Raw genomic sequence first — 6723 nt, 5'->3', positions numbered from 1 at the left:
GAAGCCTTCCGGCGACCACCCCTTTGATCAACTCTGCCGACAGTGCGGCATCCAGCATCGCCTGACCAAGCCCTACCATCCGCAGACCAACGGCCTCGTCGAACGTTTCAACCGGCGCATCGCCGAAGCCATTGGCCGCGAAACAAAGCGTGGCAGCGCCCGGCGGACCTTCATCGATCACGCCGATCGAGACACCTTCATCGCCAGGTTCGTCCACGACTACAACCGGACTCGCCTCAAATGCCTCGGCTACCAGGCCCCGATCCAGGCCGTTGCTAAACTCACGGGACTGAACACGTAAGCGAGGGCGCCGCGTCAAGATCACACCCTCTGCGCAAGGATGCGGCCGCAGACCTTGGCGCGCCGGACAGCTATCCGATGCAAGTCAGCTGTGGGTGTAGTCACCGGGTTTCAACCCGAGCGCCTTGACAGCTGCTTCGGGAAGCGGCCCCCACGCTTCGACCGTTTCATTCGGGGCCATCATGTCCGCAATAATTGCCGTGGCCTTTGCCGCGTCTCCTTCAGCCACGAAGAAGACCGAGCGAACAGGCGGGCCGCCGTCCAACGGCGCAGTTGTTACGAGGACAACCTGACCATTTGCCATGCTCTCTTATACCGCAGTCGCGGCGCTGTTCCACGGATCCTGTCGATCGATCCTTACGACCCGGCCGCTGACGCGTGCGCCAAGAGCGATGCTGCTACGGTATTGCATCGTCGCGGCCCTAACACCAAATAACTGAATGTGGGAGGCAGAACCGCTCCAGGAATGAGCGCGTGGCCAGCAAAAGAGCAAACGAAGAGCTCCCCGTCATTGCGCGCTTTGAGGTGCGCCGCCGCAATTACCTCGCGCCCGATGGCTCGATAGAGCGGCCGCTTCCTGCCTTCGCCACCGATGCCAAGCTGCTGGTCGAACTTTACCGGTCGATGGTGCTCTTGCGTCTGTTCGACCGAAAGGCTGTTGCATTGCAGCGCACCGGTCGGCTGGGAACCTATGCCATTTCGCTCGGCCAGGAGGCGGTGTCGGTCGGCATCGCGAGTGCGATGCGGGAGGATGACGTTCTGTTGCCCTCCTATCGCGACAACGGCGCGTTGCTCTGGCGTGGCGTCGCGCTGGAGGAGATCCTGCTGTTCTGGGGCGGCGATGAACGCGGCAATCAATTCTCCGGTCCGGTGCACGATTTCCCGTTCTGCGTTCCCGTCGGATCACAGGCGCCGCATGCCGCCGGCGTTGCCTACGCCCTGAAGTTGCGCAAGGAGCCGCGCGTGGCCGTCTGCATGTTCGGCGACGGCGCCACCTCGAAAGGCGATGTCTACGAGGCCATGAATTTCGCCGGCGTTCACAAATTGCCGCTCGTGTTCGTCGCCACCAACAATCAATGGGCCATATCGGTGCCGTTGCGTCTGCAGACGGGTTCCGAGACGCTGGCGCAGAAGGCCATCGGCGCCGGGTTCAGCGGCGAGCAGGTGGACGGGAGTGACGTGGTGGCGATGCGTGCAGCGGCCGAGGAGGCCATTGCCGCTGCCCGCGACGGCAAGGGCCCTCACTTCATCGAAGCGGTCACCTATCGGCTCGGCGATCACACGACGTCAGATGATGCATTGCGCTATCGTTCGGCCGAAGAAGTCCAGGCGCATTGGAAGGAAGAGCCGATCGCGCGCCTCCGGTCCTATCTTGTGGGTCAGAAGATGTGGACCAAGGCGGATGAGGAGCGGCTTGCCGCCGAGTGCCATGAGCGCATCGAGGCGGCGGTGGAGCGCTATCTGAAGACGCCGCCACGCCGAGCAGAAACCATGTTCGACAACCTCTATGCCGATCTGCCCGAGGCGTATGCCGCGCAGCGTCGCGAACTCGCGGGAGAGGACGATGCCTGAACTCACGTTGGTCGAAGCCATCAATCAGGCGCTCGGCCGCGCGATGGCGGATGATCCCGATGTGGTCGTGCTCGGCGAGGATGTCGGCGTCAACGGCGGCGTCTTCCGCGCGACCGTCGGCTTGCAGGAGCGCTTCGGTCCAGAGCGCGTCCTCGATACGCCGCTTGCCGAACTCCTGATCAGCGGGCTTTGCGTCGGCATGGCCGCGCAGGGACTGAAGCCGGTCGGCGAAATCCAGTTCATGGGATTTATCTATCCCTGTCTCGATCAGCTGGTGAACCACGCATCACGGATGCGCAACCGTACCCAGGGACGGCTCACTTGTCCGATGGTTCTGCGCACGCCGCATGGTGCCGGCATTCGCGCACCCGAGCATCATTCCGAGAGCACCGAGGCGATGCTGGCCCACATTCCGGGCTTGCGTGTCGTGATACCTTCGTCGCCGGAGCGCGCCTATGGACTTCTCCTCGCCGCGATCCGCGATCCCGATCCGGTGGTGTTCCTGGAGCCGACGCGGTTGTACCGCGCCGTGAAAGGCGAGGTCGAGGACAACGGCGAAGCCCTGCCGATGGATCGCGCCTATGTCGAGAGGGAAGGTGGCGACGTCACGCTGATCAGCTGGGGTGCGATGCTGAAGGAAACGATGGCCGCAGCGGACGCGCTCGCCGACGAGAGCATCGCTGCCGAGGTTATCGACCTCGCCACGCTCAAGCCCTACGATGAAAACACCGTGCTCAGGTCGGTCGCAAAGACCGGGCGCTGCGTCATCGTGCACGAGGCCGCGCACACCGGCGGATTTGGCGCGGAGATCGCGGCCATGATCGCCGAGCGCGGACTGTCCTCGCTGCTCGCACCCGTGACCCGCGTCACCGGCTACGACACGATCATCCCGATGGCTCGACTCGAGCAACGCTACATGCCGTCGGTCGGACGCATCGTGACCGCAGCCCGAAAGGCGCACCAGTACAACTGAACACCAACGGACCTTGTGCCATGCGCCAGTTCACGTTGCCGGACCTTGGTGAAGGTCTTGAAGAAGCCGAGATCGTCACCTGGTACGTCAACGAGGGCGATCACGTCGTGACCGATCAGCCGCTCGTTTCGGTCGAGACCGACAAGGCGGTGGTCGAGATACCGGCGCCGTCGAGCGGACGCATCGCGCGCCTGTTCGGTGCCAAGGGCGATATCGTGAAGGTCGGCGCGCCGCTCGTCGAGTTTGCCGAGGACGCAGGGCAGGACACCGGCACGATTGTGGGCGAACTCGACACCGGCGAGCAGCGGCCGGCGCCAGCAACTGCTTCGCCGCCCAGCGGGCAGGGAGCCCAAGTGTTTCCGGCAGTGCGCGCCCTTGCGCGCAAGCTTGACGTCGCGCTCGATCTCGTCGAGGCGACCGGGCCCGGCGGCACCATCACGCGGGCCGATGTCGAGAGGGCGGCGAAGCGGATGTCTCACAGCGGACCCGCCGAGCCGCTGCGCGGCTTGCGCCGCGCGATGGCCCAACGCATGACGGCAGCGCATGCGGAAATCGTCCCCGCGACGGTCACCGATGAAGCCGACATCGACGATTGGCGGCAGGGCGAGGACGTGACAATCCGCCTGGCGCGGGCGATCGCCGCTGCCTGCAAGGCAGAGCCCGCGCTCAATGCCTGGTATCATTCCGGTACGGGAGAACGGCGCCTGATCGAGCGCATCGATCTCGGCATCGCCGTCGACACCGGCGGCGGCCTGATCGTTCCCGTGCTGCGCAATGTCGCGGAGCGGAGCGTATCGGACCTGCGGGCCGGGCTCGACCGTCTGCGAGCCGACGCAATCGCGCGCGCGATACCCCCGGAGGAACTGCGCGGTGCGACGATCACGTTGTCGAACTTCGGCATGATCGGAGGCCGGTTTGCTAATCTCATCATCGTGCCGCCGCAGACGGCGATCGTCGGCGCCGGGCGGATTTCGGAGCGCGTGGTCGCGCTTCGGGGGCAGGTTGCGGTCCGACGCACGCTGCCGCTATCGCTGACCTTCGATCATCGGGTAGTGACGGGCGGCGAAGCTGCCCGTTTCCTGGTTGTCCTCAAATCCGACGTCGAGCGCATTTCGTGACATCACTCATTCGCGAAACAGCCAGGAGCGTCACGGCTCCTGGCTTCGTCCCGCAGGTGCATCGACGAGGAAGGCCTCGTCGACGGGCACGCCGAGCGCCGTGACCAGCCGGTTGGTCTCGGCGGCCATGCCGACGATCGCCAGCATTTCCTGATATTCGGCGTCGGTCATGCCCTTGGTGCGGGCGCTCGCGGTGTGCGAGTGAATGCAGTAGCTGCAGCCGTGGGCCACCGAGACGGCGACGTAGAGCATCTCCTTGACCTTCGGGTCAAGCGCGCCGGGTGCCATCACCTCCTTGATGCTCTCCCAGGTCCGCCGCAGGGTCTTCGGATCATGCGCCAGCGCGCGCCAGAAATTGTTGACGAAGTCCGAGTTCCGCGTCTTGCGGATGTCGTCGAAGACGGCGCGTGCCTCCGCCGAGAGCTCGTCGTCGGAAAGCAGTTTTACGGTGGCCATGGCTTGTCTCGCTGGTTCGGTTTGCAGCAGCGATCATAGCACCCCTGCCGTCATTGCGAGGAACGAAGCGACGAAGCAATCCATGGCCCCGCAAGCGGTCAGAAGGATTGCTTCGCGGAGCCTGTCATCGGGCGCGCGTTCGCGCGACCCGTTGGCTCGCAATGACGGATGCGGAGAGGGATCAGCCCTACGACTGCGTCTGGCTCTGCCACTGGCCGGGACGGCCGGCCTGGTCGACCTTGACCGCGACCGTCAGCGTCTCGTTGCCGCCGCCATAGCGGGTGCCGCGGACCGGGGCCGCGCCGAGATAGTCGAGGCCGATCGCGACGCGGGCATGGGCGTCGGTGGTGCAGATGCCGTTGGCGGCGTCGAAGCCGATCCAGCCGAGATCGGGCACGAAGGCCTCGGCCCAGGCATGGCCGGCCTGCTGGTTGACCATGCCATCGGAGCGCAGGAAGTGGCCGGAGACGAACCGCGCCGGAACGCCGCCGGCGCGCGCGCAGGCGATCAGGATGTGCGCGTAGTCCTGGCAGACGCCGCGCTTCAGCGCGAACGCCTCGGCGGCCGAGGTGGCGCTGTTGGTCGGGGCCTCGTCGAAGGTCATGTGCTCGTAGATCTGCACCATCAGCGCGTGCAGGAAACCGAGCACGTCGGCGCCGGCTTCCGCGCGCAGCTCGCGCACGACGGCCGTCATTGCCGGGTTGAGGTCGGTCAGCGGTGTGGGACGCAGGAACAGGCTCGGCGGAAACCGCTCGTCGCTGCCGCGCAGCACGCCGCCGGTATCCTGGGTCTCGATCAGGCCCTCGCAATGGATCGTGAGGTCGGCGATCGAGCCGTGCGTCAGCACATGGGTGACGTTGCCGAAGGCGTCCTCATGGGTGTCGAGCCGGGAATCGGTCGAGACGTCGATCTGCCAATCCGCGACGTACTGGCCGTCATGGCTGCCGGGCGTCATCCGCAGAATCTGGATCACGCCCGAGGCCGCCGGCTCGTAACGATAGGTGGTGGTGTGGGCTATCCGCAGGCGCATGGCTCAACCGGTGTTCAATCGGTTTTTTCAGGGCAGGACCGTCATGCCCGGACCCTTCCCGGGCACCCACGTCTTTCTTCCTAATCGGGCGCGAAAGCAAGATGTCGATGGCCGGGACACCCATGCGAAGACGCGCTTCGCGCTTTTGGCCCCGCCATGACGACAATTTGAGCGTTTTTCGGCCGTATCGGTTAGATCAGGTACTGTTTGGTGATGATCTCACCGAGCCGTGAGTTGTCCGCGATGAATTCCTGGATGAATTCGTGCACACCGTGCTGGAAGATATCGTCCATGTTGCTGTGCTCGAGCCGGTTCCTGATGCCGCGGGCATGGCGTTGCGAGGCGCCCTGGCGGCCATAGGCGACGCCGATCTGGTCGAGGTTGCGCACGAGGTTGCTGTAGCAGCTGGCAAGCGAGCGCGGCAGCGTATCGTTGAGGATCAACAGGTCGGCGATCAGCCAGGGCTTCAGGGTTTCCCGGTAGACCCAGTGATAGGCGGTCGTTGCCGACACCGAGCGCAGGATCGAGGTCCACTGGTAGTAGTCCAGCGGGCCGCCGACATGCTCCTCCTCGGGCAACAGCATGTGATACTTCACGTCGAGAATCCGCGCGGTGTTGTCGGCGCGCTCGAGATGCACCCCGAGCCGCGAGAACCAGTAGGCGTCGTTGCGCAGCATGGTGCGGTAGGCCGAGCCGTCGAAGCGCAGCGAGGTCTCCTGCACGAAGCGCAGGAATTTGGCGAGCTCCTCGCGGTTGGCGGGACCCTTGTTCCAGACCGCCTGCAGCTCGATCCACGCCGAATTGATGGTGTCCCACATCTCCGACGTCAGTGCTGTCCGTACCGAGCGTGAATTGAGCCGCGCCGCCTCGATGCAATTCTTGATTGAGGACGGATTGTCCGACGAGAAGGAGAGATATTCGATGACGTTCCGCTCGTCGGCTTCCTCATAGTGATCGTAGAAGCTCGCGCCGACGCCGGCGGTGAGCAGTGCGGAATCCCACTCATTGGTCTTGCCGACATAGGCCGCGGGCAGCGCGGTGACGCGCAAGGTCGCATCGATGGTGCGTGCCAGATATTCGGCGCGTTCGACATAACGGGCCAGCCAGAACAGGTTTTCGGCGGTGCGCGACAGCATGCGATAGTCCCTACAAGGCGAAACGTGTTTCACCTCCCCCTGAAAGGGGGAGTTCGACGCGCAGCGGCGGGTGGGGGGGGGGCTCTCCATTCGGCGTATGCGGCCGACCCCCACCCCGACCCTCACCCTTGCAGGGGG

At 64.8% G+C, this 6723-nt stretch carries 8 protein-coding genes; 4 read left to right on the top strand and 4 right to left on the bottom strand.

Translation table 11 applies throughout. The features are described 5' to 3' along the window. Positions 1 to 301 (top strand): integrase core domain-containing protein (locus J6525_RS45675; RefSeq protein WP_225649526.1); only part of this gene is annotated, 301 nt, incomplete at its 5' end. 84 nt (positions 302 to 385) lie between these two features. Here the strand turns inward: J6525_RS45675 and J6525_RS45670 are convergent. Then, a complete protein-coding gene (locus J6525_RS45670) occupies positions 386 to 604 on the bottom strand; it encodes a hypothetical protein (protein ID WP_057019099.1) in 219 nt (72 codons plus the stop codon). Positions 605 to 774: 170 nt separating this feature from the next. On the opposite strand from J6525_RS45670, the gene pdhA reads away from it, so the two are divergent. From pdhA to J6525_RS45655, 3 genes are read left to right on the top strand one after another with little or no spacing between them, the layout of a single operon-like run. Continuing rightward, on the top strand, positions 775 to 1872 hold the full coding sequence (gene pdhA, locus J6525_RS45665; protein WP_176937213.1) for a pyruvate dehydrogenase (acetyl-transferring) E1 component subunit alpha: 1098 nt from the start codon (positions 775 to 777) through the stop codon (positions 1870 to 1872). Then, on the top strand, positions 1865 to 2845 hold the full coding sequence (locus J6525_RS45660) for an alpha-ketoacid dehydrogenase subunit beta (protein ID WP_092089694.1): 981 nt from the start codon (positions 1865 to 1867) through the stop codon (positions 2843 to 2845). Before pdhA ends, J6525_RS45660 begins: the two co-directional genes overlap by 8 nt. A gap of 20 nt (positions 2846 to 2865) precedes the next feature. After that, positions 2866 to 3963, top strand: coding sequence for a dihydrolipoamide acetyltransferase family protein (locus J6525_RS45655; protein ID WP_038383322.1), 1098 nt, complete (start codon positions 2866 to 2868; stop codon positions 3961 to 3963). 30 nt (positions 3964 to 3993) lie between these two features. Here J6525_RS45655 and J6525_RS45650 read toward each other — a convergent pair whose 3' ends face one another. From J6525_RS45650 to J6525_RS45640, 3 genes are all read right to left on the bottom strand, one after another. Then, entirely contained in the window at positions 3994 to 4419 is a 426-nt protein-coding gene (locus J6525_RS45650) for a carboxymuconolactone decarboxylase family protein (protein ID WP_092089679.1), read from the bottom strand. 187 nt (positions 4420 to 4606) lie between these two features. Continuing rightward, positions 4607 to 5449 (bottom strand): transglutaminase family protein, encoded by an 843-nt coding sequence (locus tag J6525_RS45645; protein WP_225649525.1) that lies wholly within the window; start codon positions 5447 to 5449, stop codon positions 4607 to 4609. 191 nt (positions 5450 to 5640) lie between these two features. Next, complete coding sequence (locus J6525_RS45640; protein ID WP_057019095.1) at positions 5641 to 6585, bottom strand: alpha-E domain-containing protein; 945 nt, start codon at positions 6583 to 6585, stop codon at positions 5641 to 5643. Between the last annotated feature and the right edge of the window lie 138 nt (positions 6586 to 6723).

It is taken from the genome of Bradyrhizobium australafricanum (assembly GCF_020329495.1).
Lineage (GTDB): Bacteria > Pseudomonadota > Alphaproteobacteria > Rhizobiales > Xanthobacteraceae > Bradyrhizobium > Bradyrhizobium australafricanum.
Note: the sequence above shows the minus strand (reverse complement) of the source record. Positions and strands in the feature narration are given on the sequence as shown.

What these genes read in the sequence shown, in the direction of transcription:
- J6525_RS45670 (WP_057019099.1), bottom strand. Translation starts at nt 604, where the DNA reads ATGGCAAATGGTCAGGTTGTCCTCGTAACAACTGCGCCGTTGGACGGC.
- J6525_RS45660 (WP_092089694.1), top strand. Translation starts at nt 1,865, where the DNA reads ATGCCTGAACTCACGTTGGTCGAAGCCATCAATCAGGCGCTCGGCCGC.
- J6525_RS45655 (WP_038383322.1), top strand. Translation starts at nt 2,866, where the DNA reads ATGCGCCAGTTCACGTTGCCGGACCTTGGTGAAGGTCTTGAAGAAGCC.
- J6525_RS45650 (WP_092089679.1), bottom strand. Translation starts at nt 4,419, where the DNA reads ATGGCCACCGTAAAACTGCTTTCCGACGACGAGCTCTCGGCGGAGGCA.
- J6525_RS45645 (WP_225649525.1), bottom strand. Translation starts at nt 5,449, where the DNA reads ATGCGCCTGCGGATAGCCCACACCACCACCTATCGTTACGAGCCGGCG.
- J6525_RS45640 (WP_057019095.1), bottom strand. Translation starts at nt 6,585, where the DNA reads ATGCTGTCGCGCACCGCCGAAAACCTGTTCTGGCTGGCCCGTTATGTC.